The 18567-nt window shown below is 75.6% G+C and carries 14 protein-coding genes and 1 tRNA gene; 5 read left to right on the top strand and 10 right to left on the bottom strand.

What is annotated here, in order from left to right:
* Positions 1-298 precede the first annotated feature (298 nt).
* On the top strand, positions 299-1990 hold the full coding sequence (locus ACFV2S_RS30710; RefSeq protein WP_385566254.1) for a bifunctional 3'-5' exonuclease/DNA polymerase: 1692 nt from the start codon (positions 299-301) through the stop codon (positions 1988-1990).
* 73 nt (positions 1991-2063) lie between these two features.
* On the opposite strand, the gene ACFV2S_RS30705 is transcribed toward ACFV2S_RS30710, so the two are convergent.
* Positions 2064-3362 (bottom strand): hypothetical protein, encoded by a 1299-nt coding sequence (locus tag ACFV2S_RS30705; RefSeq protein ID WP_385566249.1) that lies wholly within the window; start codon positions 3360-3362, stop codon positions 2064-2066.
* Positions 3363-3402: 40 nt separating this feature from the next.
* Positions 3403-3912, bottom strand: a complete 510-nt coding sequence (locus ACFV2S_RS30700) for a SigE family RNA polymerase sigma factor (protein ID WP_385566245.1) — start codon at positions 3910-3912, stop codon at positions 3403-3405.
* A 150-nt stretch (positions 3913-4062) separates the two neighbouring features.
* Here ACFV2S_RS30700 and ACFV2S_RS30695 point away from each other — a divergent pair, with 150 nt between their 5' ends.
* Complete coding sequence (locus ACFV2S_RS30695) at positions 4063-4446, top strand: DUF6479 family protein (protein WP_383785867.1); 384 nt, start codon at positions 4063-4065, stop codon at positions 4444-4446.
* Positions 4447-4534: 88 nt separating this feature from the next.
* On the opposite strand, the gene ACFV2S_RS30690 is transcribed toward ACFV2S_RS30695, so the two are convergent.
* Positions 4535-5239 carry a pyridoxamine 5'-phosphate oxidase family protein gene (locus ACFV2S_RS30690; RefSeq protein WP_385566240.1) on the bottom strand — a complete coding sequence of 235 codons (705 nt, stop codon included), beginning with the start codon at positions 5237-5239 and terminating at the stop codon, positions 4535-4537.
* Positions 5240-5502: 263 nt separating this feature from the next.
* Between ACFV2S_RS30690 and lepB the strand changes: the two genes are divergently transcribed.
* On the top strand, positions 5503-6264 hold the full coding sequence (gene lepB / locus ACFV2S_RS30685; protein ID WP_385566235.1) for a signal peptidase I: 762 nt from the start codon (positions 5503-5505) through the stop codon (positions 6262-6264).
* 164 nt (positions 6265-6428) lie between these two features.
* Here the strand turns inward: lepB and ACFV2S_RS30680 are convergent.
* The 4 genes from ACFV2S_RS30680 to ACFV2S_RS30665 all read right to left on the bottom strand — a co-directional run bounded on the left by ACFV2S_RS30680 (position 6429) and on the right by ACFV2S_RS30665 (position 9633).
* Positions 6429-6502: transfer RNA gene (locus ACFV2S_RS30680), tRNA-Thr, on the bottom strand.
* An 84-nt stretch (positions 6503-6586) separates the two neighbouring features.
* A complete protein-coding gene (locus ACFV2S_RS30675) occupies positions 6587-8134 on the bottom strand; it encodes an alpha/beta hydrolase (RefSeq protein WP_385566231.1) in 1548 nt (515 codons plus the stop codon).
* A 66-nt stretch (positions 8135-8200) separates the two neighbouring features.
* Positions 8201-9403, bottom strand: coding sequence for a DNA polymerase III subunit delta' (locus ACFV2S_RS30670; RefSeq protein WP_383785878.1), 1203 nt, complete (start codon positions 9401-9403; stop codon positions 8201-8203).
* Between the two features lie 56 nt (positions 9404-9459).
* The gene (locus ACFV2S_RS30665; protein ID WP_383785880.1) at positions 9460-9633 is read right to left on the bottom strand and encodes a hypothetical protein; all 174 of its coding nucleotides are present in this window, start codon (positions 9631-9633) and stop codon (positions 9460-9462) included.
* Positions 9634-9821: 188 nt separating this feature from the next.
* On the opposite strand from ACFV2S_RS30665, the gene ACFV2S_RS30660 reads away from it, so the two are divergent.
* Together ACFV2S_RS30660 and ACFV2S_RS30655 are read left to right on the top strand one after the other, a co-directional pair.
* Positions 9822-11006 (top strand): sensor histidine kinase, encoded by a 1185-nt coding sequence (locus ACFV2S_RS30660; RefSeq protein WP_385566222.1) that lies wholly within the window; start codon positions 9822-9824, stop codon positions 11004-11006.
* Entirely contained in the window at positions 10994-11638 is a 645-nt protein-coding gene (locus ACFV2S_RS30655) for a response regulator (RefSeq protein ID WP_385566217.1), read from the top strand. Before ACFV2S_RS30660 ends, ACFV2S_RS30655 begins: the two co-directional genes overlap by 13 nt.
* 70 nt (positions 11639-11708) lie before the next feature.
* Here the strand turns inward: ACFV2S_RS30655 and ACFV2S_RS30650 are convergent, their stop codons facing one another.
* The 3 genes from ACFV2S_RS30650 to tmk form a co-directional block, all read right to left on the bottom strand.
* Positions 11709-14123 (bottom strand): FtsX-like permease family protein, encoded by a 2415-nt coding sequence (locus tag ACFV2S_RS30650; protein WP_385566213.1) that lies wholly within the window; start codon positions 14121-14123, stop codon positions 11709-11711.
* A gap of 44 nt (positions 14124-14167) precedes the next feature.
* Positions 14168-14944 (bottom strand): ABC transporter ATP-binding protein, encoded by a 777-nt coding sequence (locus ACFV2S_RS30645; RefSeq protein ID WP_383797061.1) that lies wholly within the window; start codon positions 14942-14944, stop codon positions 14168-14170.
* A gap of 87 nt (positions 14945-15031) precedes the next feature.
* Positions 15032-18397 (bottom strand): dTMP kinase, encoded by a 3366-nt coding sequence (tmk, locus tag ACFV2S_RS30640; protein WP_385566207.1) that lies wholly within the window; start codon positions 18395-18397, stop codon positions 15032-15034.
* Between the last annotated feature and the right edge of the window lie 170 nt (positions 18398-18567).

Below are 18567 nucleotides of genomic sequence, written 5' to 3'. Positions count from 1 at the left end.
TCGAGCGAAGCCGAGAGCTTGGGGGAGGGTGGGCACACGGGACGGCGCCTTCTCGCGGCGCCTCCGCGTTCCGCGCCTGGACCCGCACCACCAGGGCGCCGTCACCATGGGTGCGGGTTCAGGCTCAGCAGCCTCCCGCGCCGGCAAGGGCGCCGTCCGTTGTGCCCACCCGTTCCGCCCCAGCGGAACGATTGCCCACAACGGCGGGGCGCCGCCCACAACGGCGGGCGCGGGCCCACAACGGGCGTGGGCGCGCCGCCGACCCCCGCTGTCAGTGCCCGGTGTCAGACTCGCACCCGTGAGCGAGAGGTGGGCGCTGGGCGTCGAGGCCGAAGGGGACGGAGCACTGCTCGTGCCCCTCGGCCCGGACGGCCTGCCCGCCGGACCGGTGCGGCGCGAGCCGGACCTCGTGGCGGCCGTGCGGGCGCGGCCCGAGGTGGCCCGCTGGGTGTGGCGGTCGACCGCCGAGGTCTATCCGCGGCTCCTCGCCGCCGGCGTACGCGTCGAGCGGTGCTACGACGTCGAGGACGCCGAGCAGCTCCTCCTCGGGCACGAGGGCCGGCTCGGGGAGCCGCGATCGGCGGCGGCCGCCCTGGCCCGCCTGCGGAACGCTCCGGTGCCGCCCGACCCGCCGCAGCGCGCCGCCGAGCCCGGCTCGCAGGACTCGCTCTTCGAGCCGCGTCCCACCGTCTCCGTACCGTTCGACGGGCTCCTCGCGGTCTACGCGGAGCAGCTGCGCCGCCACGATCGGGCCGAGCACCCCGGTCGGATGCGGCTGCTCACCGCCGCCGAGTCGGCGGGGATGCTGGTGGCCGCCGAGATGCACCGGGCCGGGCTGCCGTGGCGGGCGGACGTGCACCGCGACCTGCTGAACGAGCTGCTCGGCGAGCGGTACGCGGGCGGAGGGGAGCCCCGTCGCCTCGCGGAGCTCGCGGACGAGGTGTCGGCGGCGTTCGGCCGCCGGGTCCGGCCGGACCTGCCGGCCGATGTCGTGAAGGCCTTCGCGCAGGCCGGGATCCGGGTCCGCTCCACCCGCCGCTGGGAGCTCGCGGAGATCGGCCACCCGGCCGTGGAGCCGCTCATCGCCTACAAGAAGCTGTACCGGATCTGGACGGCGCACGGCTGGTCCTGGCTGGCCGACTGGGTGCGGGACGGCCGCTTCCGCCCGGAGTACCTGCCCGGGGGCACGGTCAGCGGACGCTGGACGACCAACGGCGGCGGCGCCCTGCAGATCCCGAAGGTGATCCGGCGGGCGGTGGTCGCCGACGAGGGCTGGCGCCTCGTGGTGGCCGACGCCGACCAGATGGAGCCGCGCGTCCTCGCCGCGATCTCCCGCGATCCGGGCCTGATGGAGGTCGCGGGACACCCGGACGACCTCTACACCCGCCTGTCCGACCGGGCCTTCTCCGGCGACCGCGACCACGCCAAGCTCGCCCTGCTCGGCGCGATCTACGGGCAGACCAGCGGCGACGGCCTGAAGAACCTGGCGGCGCTGCGCCGCCGTTTCCCGCGCGCGGTCGCCTATGTCGACGACGCGGCGAAGGCGGGCGAGGAGGGCCGGCTCGTACGGACCTGGCTGGGCCGGACCAGCCCGCGGGCGGTGGGCTCGGGCGAGGACGAGGAGGCGGGCCTGCCGCAGGAGGCCGGGACACCGGAGCCGGAGAGCGGCGAGTTCGTCCCGGGGTACGCCTCGGGGAACGCCCGGGCGCGGGGCCGCTTCACCCGGAACTTCGTCGTGCAGGGCAGCGCCGCCGACTGGGCGCTGCTGATGCTGGCGGCGCTGCGGCGCTCCCTCTCGGGGATGCGGGCGGAGCTGGTGTTCTTCCAGCACGACGAGGTGATCGTGCACTGTCCGGCGGAGGAGGCCGTGGCGGTGACGGAGGCGATCCGGGCGGCAGGGGACGAGGCCGGGCGGATCGCGTTCGGGGAGACGCCGGTCCGGTTCCCGTTCACGACGGCGACGGTCGAGCGGTACGCGGACGCGAAGTAGGCGGCGGGTGGCACGGACGCGACGAAGCCGGTGGCACGGAGCTCCCCGTACCACCGGCGGTCTCGTGCGCCGCCTACTTCAGCGGCAGCTTCTGCCACTTCGGGCTCAGCGCGAGGGCCTTCAGCTGCTCCATCGTCAGCGCGGGCTCGTCCCGCGTGGCGGACTCGTACTGGGCGCCCGCGTTGAAGGCGGAGACCCCGACCCGGAAGCCCTGCGGGGTCAGCGTGTCGACGCTCCACCAGACGACGCCTTCGCCGCCCTTCTCACCGGGCTGCTGGGTGGAGCGGACCTTGGTGCCGTCGGGCAGGGTGACGACGCCGTCGCCGGTGAAGATCTCGGCGACGGACGTCCCGGCGGTGGGCTGGACGTCGACCCCGACCATGCTCCTGCCCCTGCCGTCGTCGAGGACGACGTAGCCGTGGCCGTCGCCGCCGCCGTGGGACACCACGGTGGCGCCCTTCGGCAGCAGGGAGCGCAGGGTGGCCTGGACGGCGGCGGCGCTGGGTACGGGCGGCAGCTGCGGCGTGCCGGGGTCGGGCTTCGGGGGCGCGCCCAGCTTCTTGAGCAGCGGCCGCCACGCCTCGGCGGTGACGAGGGCCTTCAGCTGGGAGGGGCTGAAGGGCGGGTTCTCGCGGGTGATCGCGGCGCCCTTCTCGGCGGCGGCGTTGTACTCGTTCGCGTCGACGAGGAAGCCGTCCTTGGTGAGCAGGACCGCCCGCCAGTTCTTGGTCTCCTCGCGTCCGTCGGGGTACACGTACCCCTGGAGGACCATGATCCGGTCACCGCTCGGCAGCCGTCCGTCGGCGCACCTGTCGTAGCGGACGAGGGCCTTGTCGGGGCAGGTGACCTGGTCCTTGCCGGCCTCCCCGCCCGTGCCCGCCCGGTAGAGGCCGACGCTGACGCCCGCCGTGCCCTTCCCGTCGTCGTAGACGCCGGTGACCGACTGGCCCTCGCCGTCCAGGGTGTCGAACTGCCACTGTCCGGCCGGGGTGTGGGCCTTGAGGACCGCGGCGAGGTCCTTCACGGGGACGCCCCCCTCGGGGCGCTGGTCCTTCGGGCTCCCGGTGCCGTCCGCGTGCGTGGGCCGCGGGGGCGCCGCCACGGACGTGCTCGTGGCGTCCCCGGTGGGGCCGAGCAGGGAGCCTCCGTAGGCGCCGCCGATGCCGACGGCGGCGAGCGCGAGGACGCCGCCGGTCACCGCGAGGCGGCGGCGCAGCAGGCGGCGCCGGCCCCGCTGGAGCCCGCCCTCGACGAGCTCGCGCCGGCCGTCGGTGGAGAAGCCGTCGCCGGTGGCGCGCAGGATCGAGCCGAGCTCCTCCTCGAAGCGCGCGTGCGGCGCTCCGTCGTGCGGGTGTCCTTCGTTCTGGGGCATGCCGAGATCACCGTCTCCGGTCCGTGGGAAAAGTGTGGGGTCAGCGGGTGGCGAACTCGGCGACGCTGCCGCCGAGTCGTTCCCGCAGCTTCGCGAGTGCCCGCACCGACCGGGTGCGGACGGCGGCGGAGCTGACGTGCAGGGCGTCGGCGGTCTCCTCGATGCTGCGGTCCTCCCAGTACCGCAGCACCACGACCGCCCGGTCCTTCGGCGCGAGACCGGCCAGCGCGTCGAGCAGCGCGATCCTCAGGGCCGGGTCCTCGGCGTGCTCGGGGGCGCGGTCGGGCAGTTCGCCGAGCGGGCGCTCGGTGGCCGAGCGGCGCCTCCGGTGGCTGAGGAACGTGCGGACGAGCACGGTCTGGGCGTACGCGGCGGGGTTCCCGATCCGGGCCATCCGGCCCCAGTGGGTGTACATCCGGCCGAGCGTCTCCTGCGTGAGGTCCTCGGCGAGATGGGTGTCGCCGCTGGTCAGCAGGCACGCCGAGCGGAACAGGTGCCCCGTTCGTGCGGAGGCGAACTCCAGGAACTCGTCCGCGCGGGACTTTCTCATGCCCCTCCTTCCCTCGCGGTCACGTGGTGTGGTCGCCGTACACCTCATTGACGCGACGGGGGAGCGCAAATGTTTCAGCCGGATTCACGGAATCGGAGAGGATTCCCGATCGACGTATCCGAATAAGCGGAATCGGGTAATCCTGAAGGTATGAACACTCTCAGCGCAGCAGAGAACCTGGCCGCTGGGGTTTGGCAGTCAGGTCTGGCCCAGGTCGTCGGCGGACTCGTCGTCGTCTTCGTTCTCATCGGCGCCGTCATACTCGGCTTCCGGCTCAGCGACCGCGAGTCCAGGACGCCCAAGCCGGAGGAGCAGCCGCACCGGCCCGACTCCGGGGCACTGCCCGGCGAGACATCCGAATACCGCAGGCCGGCCGAGATGCCGCAGAACGACGGCGAGCACCGGCTCATGCCCTACCAGCTCAAGGAATCCGGCACGGAGACCTCACCCGATCCGCCGACCGAGGAGAAGCGCAAGTGGGGCGGCATCTCCAGCGGTGGCTTCGGCAGCGGAGGCACCGGACACGGCGACTGACGGCCCCCTCCGTCGCCCCGTCCCGGGCGCGGACACGACAGAGCCCAGCCGGCGACGGCTGGGCTCTGTCCGGAGGGTCACCGCACGGTCACCGGCCGGAAAGGGGGTCGTGCACCGCCCGGCCCGCGCGCGAGGCGATGTGGGCGGGCGGGGCGAGGTCCGCGGGCAGCACCGGATCGGTGACGGGCTCGCCGAAGGTGGTCACCACCGGCAGCACCCCCGCCCACAGGCCCAGCGCCGCGTCCTCGGAGTCGCCGTCGTCCGGCGGGCCGTCGGCGGTCTTCACCGAGGCCTCGGTGAGGTCGAGCGCGAGCAGCGCGGTCGCGGCCAGCTCCTTGCGGCTCGGCTGCCGCACGTACTCCCACTGCCCCGGAGCGCTCTGCTCGGTCAGGGCCCGCAGGCCGCGGAGCTTCTCCTCCGGGTCGGTGACGATCTCGGGGACGCCGTAGACCATCGCGCAGCGGTAGTTGACCCCGTGCTCGAAGGCGGACCGGGCGAGGACGAGACCGTCGACGTGCGTGACCGTGACGCACACGGTGGTGTCGGGCGCCTGGACCAGGCTGCGGCTGGCGACCGAACCGTGCAGGTAGAGCCGGTCGCCGTCCACTCCGTACGCGGTGGGCACCACCATCGTCGTGCCGTCGACGGTGACGCCGAGGTGGCAGAGGAAGCCGGCGGCGAGCACGGCGTCCAGGTCCGCCCGCCGGTGGCTGCCCTTGTGACGCATCCGGCGCAGCCGGGTCCGCTCGGTGACGGCCGACTCGTCGCCGGACTCCGGAGTGGTGCTGCTCATGAATGACCTCTCGTTCCGTACGGGTGTACGTGTTGTACGGGGGATCAGCCCGCCACCGCCACCGGCGCCCGCCTGTCGGAACGGCGGCTCGCCACCGGGGAGTCCCGATCTCGCCGGCCCGCACGGCGGCCGAGGAGCTCCCGCGCCGCGGGTCACCCGTACGGGGCGAAGAGCGGCTCGCTGACGCCACCCGTACACCACCGAGGCATAGGGTCCGTGCAGACGGCACAGGAAACACGGACCACGACGAAGTCAGGGTGGACATGAGCGACTTGGCGACCCAGGAGCGATCCGACGGGGAGGGCGCCGAAGGCGGCGCTCCGGACGAGGCCGCCCCGGCCTCCGGCCGCGCCTCGAAACGGAAGCGCCCCTTCTGGATCGAGCTGCCGTTCCTCGCCGGGATCGCGCTCGTCCTCGCCTTCCTGATCAAGACGTTCCTGCTCCAGGCGTTCCTGATCCCGTCCGGCTCGATGCAGAACACCCTGCAGGTCGACGACCGGGTGCTGGTCGACAAGCTCACGCCGTGGTTCGGCGCGGAGCCCGACCGGGGCGAGGTCGTGGTCTTCCGCGACCCCGGCGGCTGGCTGGCGGGGCGCCCGGTGAAGGAGCCCACGTCCCTCCAGAAGGCCCTCGGCTTCGTGGGCCTGATGCCCGCGGCGGGGGAACAGCACCTCATCAAGCGCGTGATCGGCGTGGCCGGCGACACGGTCGAGTGCAAGGGCACGGGCCCCCTGAAGGTGAACGGCAAGCCGCTGACGGAGCCGTACATCTTCGAGGGCAACACGCCCTGCAGCACGGACCCGGAAGGCCAGTTCAAGGTCACGGTCCCCGCCGGAAGCCTCTGGGTGATGGGCGACCACCGCCAGGCCTCCCAGGACTCCCGCTACCACCAGAGCGACGCCAGGGCCGGCATGGTCCCGGTGTCGGACGTGGTGGGCCGCGCGATCGTCATCGCCTGGCCGATCCCCCACTGGTCGACCCTGCCCACCCCGGACACCTTCGCCCAACCGGGCCTGACGGACTGACGCCACGGAGGGCCGCCCTCACGTCCGGAACCCGCGGGCGGCCCACCCCCGCCCTCGCGCGGGCAACCGGTGAAGGTGCGCCACCGGGCTCCCCTCGCCCGACGCGCACCCTTCGGGCATGAAAAAACCCCAGGTCACGGCGAGTGAGTCCTGGGGTGATTCCGAGCCGCCTTCGGGATTCGAACCCGAGACCTACGCATTACGAGTGCGTTGCTCTGGCCAACTGAGCTAAGGCGGCGCGCCGTGCAGACACATCGTGGTGCAGCAGCGTCGCCAAGTCTACACAGTTTCCGGAGGTGCTCCGACCACCCCCGGATCACGCCTATGAGCAGCGCTTTCCGTCCTGCGGAGGGGTGCCTTCGAGGAGGTAGGTGTTGATCGCGGTGTCGATGCAGTCGCTGCCCCGGCCGTACGCGGTGTGGCCGTCGCCCTCGTAGGTCAGCAGGGTGCCCGAGGAGAGCTGCTCGGCGAGGGACTGGGCCCAGTGGTACGGCGTGGCCGGGTCGCGGGTGGTGCCGACGACGAGGATCGGCGCGGCGCCCTCGGCGGTGATGCGGTGCGGCCGGCCGGTGGGCGGGGTGGGCCAGTAGGTGCAGTTGAGGGCGGCCCAGGCGAGGCCCTCGCCGAAGATCGGGGAGGCCTTCTCGAAGGACGGGACCGCCTTCTGGACGTCGGCGGGGCCGGTGAAGGCGGGCGGCAGGTCAAGGCAGTTCACGGCGGCGTTGGCGGCCATGAGGTTGGCGTACGTGCCGTCCGCCTCGCGCTCGTAGTAGCTGTCGGCCAGGGCGAGCAGGCCCGAGCCGTCGCCGTCCATCGCCCGGCCGAGGGCCTCGCGCAGCTGCGGCCAGGCGCCCTCGTCGTACATCGCGGCGATCACGCCGGTGGTGGCGAGGGACTCGCCGAGCTTCCGGCTCTCGCCCGTCGGCACCGGATGGGCGTCCACGTCCCGGAAGAACTTCTTCATCGCCTCCCCCGCCGCCTCGACGGACCCGGTCCCCAGGGGGCAGTCCGTCATGCGGACGCAGTCGGCGGCGAAGGCGCGGAAGGCGGTCTCGAAGCCTCCGGTCTGGTCCCGGTTGAGGTCGAGGGCCGAGAGGGAGGGGTCCATCGCTCCGTCGAGCACGAGCCGGCCGACCCGGTCGGGGAACAGCTCGGCGTACGTGGCGCCGAGGAAGGTGCCGTACGACGCCCCCACATAGGTGAGCTTCGCGTCCCCGAGGACGGCCCGCAGGACGTCCATGTCGCGGGCCGTCTCGACGGTGGAGACATGGGGCAGGACCTGCCCGGACCTCTTCTCGCAGCCCGCCGCGAACCCCTTGAAGGCCGCGCCGAGTCCGTTGATCTCCGCCGTGTCGTCGGGCGTCTGGTCGACCTGCGTGTACGTGTCCATCTGCGGGCCCGTCAGACACTCGACGGGCTCGCTGCGGGCGACTCCGCGCGGGTCGACGGCCACCATGTCGTAGCGGGCGCGGACGGGCACCGGATAGCCGATGCCCGCGTACCCCTGGAGGTAGCCGACGGCGGAGCCGCCGGGCCCGCCGGGGTTGACCAGGAGCGAGCCGAGCCGCTTGCCGGGGCCGGTGGCGCGGACGCGGGAGACCGCGAGCTCGATCTCCTCGCCGTCCGGCTTCGCGTAGTCGAGCGGGGCGCGCAGGGTCGCGCACTGGAAGCCCTCGACACCGCAGTCGCGCCACTTCAGCTTCTGGTCGTAGAACTTCTTCAGATCCGGCGCCGCGGACGGGGAGGCGGGCGCCGCCGGCGCGGTCGTCCGGGACGCGGCGGCGTCGCTTCCGCCCGAGCAGCCGGAGAGGATCAGTCCGGCGGCCGCGAGGGCCGTGGCGGACGTACGGAGCAAGCGCCTGGAGTCCATCCCCGGAGCGTATCCGGACCGGTACGCACCGTGTCCAATCGCTGCCCGGGGCCGGCGCACCGGGCCTCAGCCCCGCAGCGCCATCGTCATCGCCTCCACGGCGAGCAGCGGTGCCACGTTCCGGTCGAGGGCCTCGCGGCAGGCGAGGACGGCCTCGATGCGGCGGAGGGTCCGCTCCGGTGTGGTGTCGCGGGCGATCCGCTCCAGGGCGTCCCGCACGTCCGTGTTCGCCAGGGCCGAGCGGGAGCGGAGCTGGAGCGCGAGGACGTCCCGGTAGAAGCCGGTCAGGTCGGTGAGCGCCAGGTCCAGGCTGTCGCGCTGGGTGCGCGTCCTGCGGCGCTTCTGCCGCTCCTCCAGCTCCTTCATCGCCCCGGCCGTGCCGCGCGGCATCCGCCCGCCCTGCCCTCCGCCGAGGGCCGCCTTCAAGTCCTCGGTCTCCTTGACGTCGACCTCCTCGGCGACCTGCTTCGCGTCCTCCGCGGCCGCGTCGACCAGCTCCTGCGCGGCCTTGAGGCAGCCGCCGACGTCCTCGACGCGCAGCGGCAGCTTCAGGACGACGGACCGGCGCGCGCGGGCCCGCTCGTCGGTGGCGAGCCGCCGCGCCCGGTCGATGTGCCCCTGGGTCGCGCGGGCGGCGGCCTGCGCCACCTCCGGCTCGATGCCGTCGCGCCGCACGAGCACGTCGGCGACGGCCTCGACCGGCGGGGTGCGCAGGGTCAGGTGACGGCAGCGGGAGCGGATCGTGGGCAGCACGTCCTCCAGGGAGGGCGCGCAGAGCAGCCAGACCGTGCGCGGCGCGGGCTCCTCGACGGCCTTCAGGAGCACGTTCCCCGCGCCCTCGGTGAGCCGGTCGGCGTCCTCCAGGACGATGACCTGCCAGCGGCCGCCGGCCGGGGAGAGCTGGGCGCGCCGGACGAGGTCGCGGGTCTCCTTCACGCCGATGGACAGCAGGTCCGTACGGACGATCTCGACGTCCGCGTGCGTGCCGACGAGGGTGGTGTGGCAGCCGTCGCAGAAGCCGCAGCCCGGGGAGCCGCCGAGCGCCCGGTCGGGGCTCACGCACTGCAGCGCGGCGGCGAAGGCGCGCGCCGCGGTCGCCCGGCCGGACCCGGGGGGGCCGGTGAAGAGCCAGGCGTGGGTCATCTTCGAGGCCTCGGGCTCCGGCCCGCCGGCGGCGTGGGCGGTCACGAGCGCGTCGGCGTCGCGCGCGGCGGCGGCGAGCTGCTCCTCGACCCGGGTCTGTCCGACCAGGTCGTCCCATACGGCCATGTCTGCCCCTCCTCAGGTACGTCCTCCATTGTGGGGCAGCGCGCTGACAACCCCCGTCAGACCTCGCTGCGGGGCCGGGTCAGCCACAGGCCGACGGCGGAGCCGAGCAGGACCGCTCCGGTGCAGACGCTCCCGACGATCTGGAGGGCGCCGGTCCAGCCGGCGAAGGTGGTGACGAAGACGTTGGCGAGGACGCTCGCGGCGAGCAGAAGCCAGAGAAGGGCGCGCATGGGATGCCTCCGTGGGCGGGTCGGGGAAGGGGTCCCGGGGTGTTCCCGGGCTCTTCGAACCCCGGGGCGTTCCCGGGGCTCTTCGATCATGGCCGCCGGCGGGCCCCCGCACAGCGGTGCCCGCCCCCGGAGCGATGGTGTAGCCCTCTCCACCGTCTCCCCGGGGGGCCGCCGCCTACCCTGGCTCCATGCGAGAGGCGATCAAGGAAGCGGCACGGGGGTGGCTCCACCTCACGGTCGGGGCCGCGATCTCCCTGCTCTGTTATCTGATGGTGGGCGTCGTCCTCTTCACCGCGCTGCTCACCCTCACGGTCATCGGCGCCGGTGTGCTGCCCGAGAGCGTGCTGCTGCTGCGCCGCCTCGCCGATTGGCAGCGGCGGCGTACGGCCGCGTGGACCGGGACCCCCGTCCCCGAGGCGTACCTGCCGCTGGAAGGCCCCCTCCCCGCGCGCGTACGGACCGCGGTCACCGACCCCGGCACCCGTCAGGACCTGGTCTGGGCCGCCGCACAGCTGCTGTACGGCCTGGTGCTCTGGTACCTCTCGATGATCCTCTGGGCGCCCGCGCTGCTCGTCGACGGCGTCTGGACCGGGCTCGCGGGGCGGCGGCCGGTGGCCCTGCCGCTGATCGGGCGGCTCACCGGCCTGGCGGCCGAGTGGTCGCGGGCGCTGCTCACCCCGGCCCCGTCGGCGGCCCGGGACGCCGCCCTCGCCGCCCGCGTCGAGCAGCTGACGGCCACCCGGGCGGGCGCGATCGCCGCGCACGGCGCCGAGCTGCGCCGGATCGAGCGCGACCTCCACGACGGGGCGCAGGCCCATCTGGTGGCGCTGTCCCTGCGGATCGGGCTCGCCCGGAGGGCGTACGACTCCGATCCCGTGACCGCGCGCCGGCTCCTCGACGACGCCCAGACGCAGGCCGAGGCGGCGCTGGCCGAGCTGCGGCACGTGGTGCGCGGCATCCATCCGCCGATCCTGACCGACCGGGGCCTGACCGGAGCCGTGCGGGCGCTCGCCGCGAGCAGCGGCCTGGAGGCGGCGGTCGCGGTGACGGGCCTCGGCGACCACGACCAGGACGGCCCGCGCGCCCCGGCGGCCGTCGAGGCCGCCGCGTACTTCGTGGTCGCCGAGGCGCTCACGAACGCCGCCAAGCACAGCGGCGCCGACCGCGCCTCCGTCTCCCTGACCCGTGAACCGGCCGCTCTGCGCGTGCGCGTGCGGGACGAGGGCCGCGGCGGGGCCGAGGCGGGCGAGGGCGGCGGCTCCGGCCTGACGGGCATGCGGCGGCGGGTCGCCGCGCTCGACGGCACCGTACGGTTGACCAGCCCCACCGGGGGCCCGACCGTCATCGAAGTGGAGCTTCCGTGCGTGTGGTGATCGCCGAGGACAACACCCTCCTCAGGGAGGGCCTGGTGCTGCTGCTGAACCTGTCGGGCCACGAGGTCGTCGGGGTCGCGGCCACCGGCCCCGAGATCCTGCCGCTGATCCTGGAGCACCGGCCGGACGTGGCCGTCCTCGACGTGCGGATGCCGCCCGGTTTCCGCGACGAGGGGCTGCGGGCGGCACTCGCGGCCCGCGAGCGGCTCCCGGACCTGCCGGTGCTCGTGCTCTCGCAGTACGTGGAGGAGACGTACGCGACGGAGCTGCTCGGCGGCGGCGCGCGGGGCGTCGGCTACCTCCTGAAGGACCGGGTGGGCCGGGTGGACGAGTTCCTGGACGCCCTGGAACGGGTCGCCTCGGGCGGTACGGCCCTGGACCCCGAGGTCGTCACCGAGCTGCTGGCACGCCGCCGCGACGACCCGCTGGACTCCCTCACGCCGCGCGAGCGGGAGGTCCTGTCGCTGATGGCCCAGGGCCACGACAACGGCACGATCGCCCGCTCGATGGTGGTCACCGAGCGGGCCGTGCACAAACACATCGGGAACGTCTTCCTGAAGCTCGGCCTGCCGCCCACGGACAGCGGCGGCCACCGCCGGGTCCTCGCCGTGCTCGCCTACCTCGACGCGTAGGACGCGCGGGACACGCAGGACGCGCAGGACGCGCAGGACTCGCGCGACGCGCAGGACGCGCGGGCGCCTCTCAGCGCCCCGGCCCCCTCCTGACCACCGGCAGGAACACGCCCGCGACGACCGTGGCGAGGACGACGCCCGCGATCGTGGCGGCCTGGGCCGGCGGCAGGTGGGGCAGGCCGCCGGTCAGCGCCCAGGCGAACGCGGTCAGCGGCAGCGCGCCCACCACGAGCCCGACGAGGAGGCCCGTCGCGGTCAGGAACCCCGCCTCCAGGCCGAGCATGCGGCGCACCTGGCCCGCCGAGGCGCCGACCTGGCGCAGCAGTCGCAGCTCGCCGCGGCGTCCGGCGCCGATCAGGGCGAGGGTGCTCAGGACGGAGAGGACCGTGAGCCCGCCGATCGCGGCGACGATCCCGGTGGAGACGATCCCGTTCAGCTCGGCCCCGGGCGTCGTCACCGCCTCGGGGGCGACGGGGGCGCCGCCGGTTCCGGCGGCCAGCACGCGCGCGGGGTACGGATCGCTCATGTGCGGCGCCAGTTCGGCCTTCGGCAGCAGGAACTCGCCGAGGGCGAGGGACCGTTCGTAGACGGCGACCACCCGGAGCCGCTTCGGCGTCCCGTCGCCGAGCCGCAGCTCCACCGTCGCACCGGGCTCCAGGTCGAGCGCCTCGGCCGTGGTGGCACCGACCGCGACCGTGCCCGCCCGGCGGAGTCCGTCCAGGTCTCCGGCGACGACGCCCGGGTCGAGCGTGCCCGCGAGCCCGTCGGCGTCCACGCCGAGGACCGGGAGCCGGTCGAGGCGCGGCGTACCGGCCTGCGTGCGGGCCAGGACCACCGACGAACGCAGCACGTCCGTGGCCGTCTCCACGCCGGGGAGCCCGCGCACCCGCTCCGCGGTCGTCCCGGTGTAGACCCGGTCGGCGGTGGTCGCCGCCCGCGCCTGCGCGGCCGCGGCCCGCTCCATGGTGGCGCCCGCCGAGAGCTGCACCAGGGCGAAGGAGGTGACGAGGACGACGGGGACGAGCGCGGCCCCGAGCCGGCGCGAGTGCGCACCGGCTCCGGCGGCGGTGAGGCGTCCGGGAGCGCCGCCGAACCGGCGCAGCGGCCGGTCCAGGAGCGCCATCGCGGCCCCGGCGATCCACGGCCCGAGCAGGGCGCACCCGGCGACCAGGGTCACCGTGGCCGCTCCGGCGGCCGCCGCGGCCGCGTCGCCGCCCTGGAGCGTGGCCGTGCCGGCCGCGCCCGTGCCGGCGACGAGCAGCGCGATCCCGGTGACGCGGCGGGCGGCGCCCTTCCCCGGGCGTCCCGGCCGGCGGGCGGCGAGGAGGACGACGAGCCGGGTGAGGCCGACGACGAGGGCGGCGACGGCGAGCAGGCCGGCGAACAGCCACGGCGGGGTGGGCAGTTCGAGTCCCTCGGGTACGACTCCGGGGCAGGCCCGCAGCGCCGTCCACAGCGCGGGGAAGACCGCCGCGGAGCCGAGCGCGCCGAGCAGCGCCGCCGCACCCGCCACCCGGGTCACCTCCCGGCCTGCGGCGCCCCGCACCTGACGGGGCGTCGCGCCGACCGCGAGCAGCAGGTCCCTTTCGGCGGCGCGCTGTTGGAGGGCCTGTGCGACGAGCGAGGCGAGGACGAGGACGGCGACCATGAGGACGGTCCCGGAGACGGCGGCGAGGAGCTGGAGGAGTTCCGTGCGCGCGGGCGGCGCGCCGAGGTGCTCGGCGCCGCCCCGGCCGTTTCCGGTGAGGGCCCGCAGCGGCTGCCCGGAGGCGGTGTCCTTCAGCCCGGCCCGGTCCAGGGCGGCCCGTACGCGCGCGTGGAGGGTGTCGGTGGGGACGCCGGGCTCGGCGAGGATCCCGACGGCGTCGGCGGACCCGGGGTGCCCGGCGAGCCGCCGCGCCTCCCCCGCCGTGACGTACAGCGCGGCGGGACCGTCGGCCGTGCCGACGACCGTCCGCCCGGCCACGGTGTCCCCGACGGCGGCGCCGAGGCCGGCACCGGCGACGGCCTCCCCGGCGCGCCGGGGCTCCCGTCCGCCGGTCAGCCGGTACGGGGCGAGCCGGGCCGCCTCCCAGGAACGCCCGGGGTACGCGCGCGCGTCGGCGGTGCCCTCGCCCCCCTCCCGTACGACGAACGTGTGGTCCGGCACCGCCTCCCGTACGCCCGGGACGGCCCGCAGGACGGCGACGGCCGTGTCGGGGACCCGTACCCGCTCGGTCAGGCCCGCCGTCTCGGTCTGCGGCTCGCTGCCCCAGGGCGTGGCCGTCCAGCGGACCTCCTGGTCACCGGCGACGACGACGGAGGCGGCCGCGTACCGTTCCACGCGCGCGTGGCCGAGTCCGGCGGAGCCGAGCGCGAGGGCGAGCGTGCCGAGCAGCGCGGAGGTGACGGCGACGGCCGCGAACACGGCGGCCCAGGCCGCGCGGTGGGCCTTCAGCGACCGGGCGGCGAGCAGCCGCACGGCCGGGTTGCCCGCCCGGCTCACGGCCGGGTCCCCGCTCCTGCCGGACGTCCGCTTCCCGCCCCGGCTCATCGCGCCACCGCCAGGTGCCGCGCGGTCCCGGCGTGCGCGCCGAGCGCCTCCCGTACGCCCGCCTCGTCCGGGCGGTCGAGACGGCCGGTGATCCGGCCCCGGTCCAGGAACACGGCCTCGTCCGTCCAGGTGGCGGCGACCGGGTCGTGGGTGACGAGGACGACCGTGCGGCCCCGCTCGTCGACCGCGCGCCGCAGCAGCGCGAGGACTCCGGCCGCCGTGACCGGGTCGAGGGCGGCGGTCGGCTCGTCGGCGAAGATCACCTCGGGCTCGTTGACCAGGGCGCGGGCGATCGCCACCCGCTGGCGCTGGCCGCCGGAGAGGCTCTCGGGCCGGTCCTCGGCCCGGTCGGCGAGCCCGACGGCGTCGAGACCGGCGAGGGCGCGGGCGTCGAGGGCCCGGCCCTCGCGCGCCCCGGCGAGGAGCAGCGGCAGGGTGACGTTCTCCCGCACGTTCAGGGCGGAGACGAGGTTGAGCGACTGGAAGACGAAGCCGATCCGGTCGCGCCGGAGCCGGGTCAGTCCGGCCGCCTTGAGGGTCGCGAGGTCGGTGCCCCCGATCCGTACCCGCCCGGCCGTCGGCCGTTCGAGTCCGGCCGCGCAGCGCAGCAGGGTGGACTTGCCGGAGCCCGACCGGCCCATCACGGCCACGAAGCGCCCGCGCGGCACGACCAGGTCGACCCCGTCGAGCGCGGGCGCGCCGCTTCCGTACGCGCGGGTCACCCCGTCCAGGGCGAGGGCGGCGCCGTTCTCCGTCACTGCTGGTGTCTTCATACCGACAACGCTAGAAAAGCCCAGGTCACAGCGGTATGGGGCTGGCTTCCCGAGTGGGGGTGGAGCTGGCTCCACCCCCACCGGGACTCAGCGGCGGCGGGTGCGGCCGTCGTCCTCGTCGTCGTGCGGGCCGAACAGCTCGTCCGCGAGCGTCGGCAGGTCGTCGAGCGGGGTCTCCTCGGCCCAGTCGGAGCGGCGGCGGGGCCGGCCGTTCTCGTCGAGCTGGGGCAGCTCCCGGGTCCGGTCGTTCGCGCCCTGCGGCTCGGCCCGCTCGTCGCGGAAGATGCCCGGGGGCACCCGGTCGGCGGGGTCGGACGAGCGGGCGTCGCGCACGGGCGGCAGCACCGCGGTCTCGTCGGCGTTCCGTACGGGCGGCAGCACCGCGGTCTCGTCGGCCTCGCGCGGGTCGCGGATCTGCGGCAGGAGGGCGGTCTCCGCCTCCGGCCGCTCGGACGACGCCGAGGCGCGCTCCGGCTTCGGCTTCGACGCCTGGTCCGGCTTCACGATCGGCGTGGCCACGGTGATCTCGTCCGGCGACACGGTCGGCGCGTCCGGCTTCACGATCGGGGTCGCCACGGTGACCTCGTTCGCCGACACCTCGGCCGAACGGGCGGCCCGCTCGGACGCGGCCTTCTCCGCGGCGGCACGCTCGGCCGCCGCCGTCCGCTCCGCGGCGGCCTTCTCCGCGGCCTCCCGCTGCCGTGCCGCCTTCTCCCGGGCCGCCTTCGCGGCCTCGGCGCGCTGGGCGGCGGCGATCTCCGCCGCGGCGCGCTCGGCGGCCGCGCGCTCGGCCGCGGCCTTCGCGGCGGCCGCTGCGGCGGTCTTCTCGGCGGCGGCCTTCGCAGCCGCCTCCTCCGCGGCCTTCGCAGCCGCGGCGGCCTCGGCCATCCGGCGGGCCTCCTCGGCGCGGAGCAGGGCCTCCTCGGCCTTGCGCTGCTTCTCCAGGCGGCGCTCCTCGGCCTCGGCCCGCAGCCGGGCCTCCTCCTCGGCCTCCTTGCGGAGCCGCTCCTCCTCCTCCTGGCGGGCCTTCTCCTCGGCGGCCCGGCGACGGGCCTCCTCCTCGGCGGCGAGCCTGGCCTCCTCGGCCCGGCGACGGGCCTCCTCGGCCTGCCGTTCGGCCTCCAGGCGGCGCGCCTCCTCCTCCTCGCGGCGCTTGCGCTCCTCCTCCTCGGCGCGGAGCCGGGCGAGCTGCTCCTGGCGCTCGCGCTCCAGCCGCTCCTCCTCGGCCTTGCGCGCGGCCTCCTCCTCCGCCAGGCGCCGGGCCTCCTCCTCGGCCTTCCGGCGGGCCTCCTCCGCGGCCTTCACCTCGGCCTCGGACAGCGGCAGCATCCGGTCGAGCCGGTGGCGCACGACGGTGGTGACGGCCTCCGGCTCCTGGCCGGCGTCGACGACGAGGTAGCGGCTGGGGTCGGCGGCGGCGAGGGCGAGGAATCCGGCCCGTACGCGCGCGTGGAACGCCGGCGGCTCGGACTCGAGCCGGTCGGGCGCCTCGGTGAACCGTTCCCTCGCGGTCTCCGGGGAGACGTCGAGGACGACGGTCAGGTGCGGGACGAGGCCGTCGGTCGCCCAGCGGGAGATGCGGGCGATCTCGGTCGGGGACAGGTCGCGTCCGGCGCCCTGGTAGGCCACGGACGAGTCGATGTACCGGTCGGACAGGACGATCGCGCCCCGCTCCAGGGCCGGGCGGACCAGGGAGTCGACGTGCTCGGCGCGGTCGGCCGCGTACAGGAGGGCCTCGGCCCGGTTCGAGAGCCCCGCCGACGACACGTCGAGGAGGATCGAGCGGAGCCGCTTGCCGATCGGGGTGGCACCCGGCTCGCGGGTGACGACGACCTCGTGGCCCTTGGCGCGGATCCACTCGGCGAGCGCCTGGACCTGCGTGGACTTCCCGGCGCCGTCGCCGCCCTCCAGGGCGATGAAGAAGCCGGTCGGGGAGGGCGCCTGGACCGGGTCGGAGCCGCGCAGCGCGTCGCGCAGGTCGCGGCGGAGCGGGACGCCCGCCCGGTCGTCGGTCTTCGCGAGGATCACCGCGGCGACCGGGAGCAGCAGGGCCCCGACGAGGGCGAGCGTGAAGGCGGCGCCGCCGTGCGCGAAGACGAACTCGCCGGAGGCGAGCCGGTGCGGCCCGATCGCGGCGGCGAGCAGCGGGGCGGCGAGCGCGCCGAGGCCCATGGCGACGCGGGCGGTGGCCTGGAGGTGCTCGGTGGTGCGGGCCCGGCGGGGCTCCTCGGTCTCCTGGTCGATCAGGGTGTGGCCGGTGTTCGCCGCGACCCCGGCGGCGTATCCGGCGAGGGCGGCGAGGAAGAGGACGGTGGCCGTGTCCGGGACCAGGCCCATCGCGATCAGGGCGATTCCGGTGACGGCGATCGCGAGGGCGAGGAGCCGGCGCCGGGACAGGACGGGCAGGACCGAACCGGCGGTGCGGATGCCGACGGCGGTGGCGCCGCTGAGCGCCAGGATCAGGAGGGCGTACGTGACGGGCCCGCCGCCCAGGTCGAAGGCGTCGAGCACGGAGACGGACGCGGCGGCGGCGATCGCCCCGGCGACGGTCGCGGAGGCGAGGACGAGCAGCGGCAGGGCGCCGGTGCGGCCCTTGCCCTCGGCGGAGCCGGCCTTCCCGGCGGTCGGCCGGCGCAGGCCCTCCAGGGGCGAGCGGGGCCGGGGGGTCTCCCCGCCGGGGAGGGTCATGGCGGACAGGACGCTGACGGAGGCGGCGAACAGTCCGGCGGCGACGTACGCGCCGAGCGCGGCCTGGTGCAGCGTGAACCATTCGATCCCGGCGCCCAGCAGGTTCCCGACGAGGGTGGCGACGAGCAGGACGGCGGCCGCGGCGGGCACCGCGAGGAAGCCGGTCCGCTGGGACAGCCGGCGCAGCGCGCCGAGGTGGTCGGGCAGCGGGCGCACGGCGGCGCCCTCCAGCGGCGGCGCGGGCAGCAGCGCGGGCGCGGCGCCCTCGCGGCCGATGGTCCACAGCCGCTCGGCCGCGCCGGCGACGAAGACGGTGCCGAGCAGGTACCAGAGGGCGCTGCCGGGGGTCCATTCGATCCAGAGCGGGGCGACGACGAGCAGCGCGATCCGCACCCCGTCGGCGCCGATCATGGTCCAGCGCCGGTCGAGCGGTCCGGACGGCCCGGTGAGGGCGGTCAGCGGGCCGAGGAGGACGGCCCCGAAGAGGACCGAGGCCAGCAGGCGGGCGCCGACGACGGTGGCCACGGCGAGCGCGGCCCCCCGGTAGCCGCCCCCGAGCGCTCCCTCGGCGACCGCGGCCTGGAGGCCGAGGAGGACGAGGACGAGGAGGGCGAGGGCGTCACCGGTGCTGCCGACCAGGTGGGCGCTCCACAGCCGGCGCAGCGGCTGATGGCGCAACAGGGCGCGTACGGCGCGCTCCCGGGAATCCGCGACGAGTGCCGCGTCGGAATCGCCCAGGCGGTCTGGCTGCTCTGCTCGCGTCATCCGTCCACCCTATCCGGACGGCCTTGCTCCCCGCGGCCCGCGCCCGAACAAACGTGGGGGGGGGGGGGGGACCCCGCCCCCCCCCCCCCCCCCCCCCGGCGGGGCCCCCCGGGCGGGGGGGCCCCCCGGGGGCGGGGGGTTTTTAAAAAAATAATAAGGCCCGCACAAAT

Source organism: Streptomyces sp. NPDC059695, from assembly GCF_042733785.1.
Lineage (GTDB): Bacteria > Actinomycetota > Actinomycetes > Streptomycetales > Streptomycetaceae > Streptomyces.
This window is presented reverse-complemented; position numbering and strand designations above follow the sequence as displayed.

Coding starts and splice junctions, on each gene's coding strand:
- lepB (WP_385566235.1), top strand. CDS start 5,503: ATGAGCGACTTGGCGACCCAGGAGCGATCCGACGGGGAGGGCGCCGAA.
- tmk (WP_385566207.1), bottom strand. CDS start 18,397: ATGACGCGAGCAGAGCAGCCAGACCGCCTGGGCGATTCCGACGCGGCA.
- ACFV2S_RS30665 (WP_383785880.1), bottom strand. CDS start 9,633: ATGCGCGCCCTTCTCTGGCTTCTGCTCGCCGCGAGCGTCCTCGCCAAC.
- ACFV2S_RS30700 (WP_385566245.1), bottom strand. CDS start 3,912: ATGAGAAAGTCCCGCGCGGACGAGTTCCTGGAGTTCGCCTCCGCACGA.
- ACFV2S_RS30675 (WP_385566231.1), bottom strand. CDS start 8,134: ATGGACTCCAGGCGCTTGCTCCGTACGTCCGCCACGGCCCTCGCGGCC.
- ACFV2S_RS30705 (WP_385566249.1), bottom strand. CDS start 3,362: ATGCCCCAGAACGAAGGACACCCGCACGACGGAGCGCCGCACGCGCGC.
- ACFV2S_RS30690 (WP_385566240.1), bottom strand. CDS start 5,239: ATGAGCAGCACCACTCCGGAGTCCGGCGACGAGTCGGCCGTCACCGAG.
- ACFV2S_RS30670 (WP_383785878.1), bottom strand. CDS start 9,403: ATGGCCGTATGGGACGACCTGGTCGGACAGACCCGGGTCGAGGAGCAG.
- ACFV2S_RS30660 (WP_385566222.1), top strand. CDS start 9,822: ATGCGAGAGGCGATCAAGGAAGCGGCACGGGGGTGGCTCCACCTCACG.
- ACFV2S_RS30695 (WP_383785867.1), top strand. CDS start 4,063: ATGAACACTCTCAGCGCAGCAGAGAACCTGGCCGCTGGGGTTTGGCAG.
- ACFV2S_RS30645 (WP_383797061.1), bottom strand. CDS start 14,944: ATGAAGACACCAGCAGTGACGGAGAACGGCGCCGCCCTCGCCCTGGAC.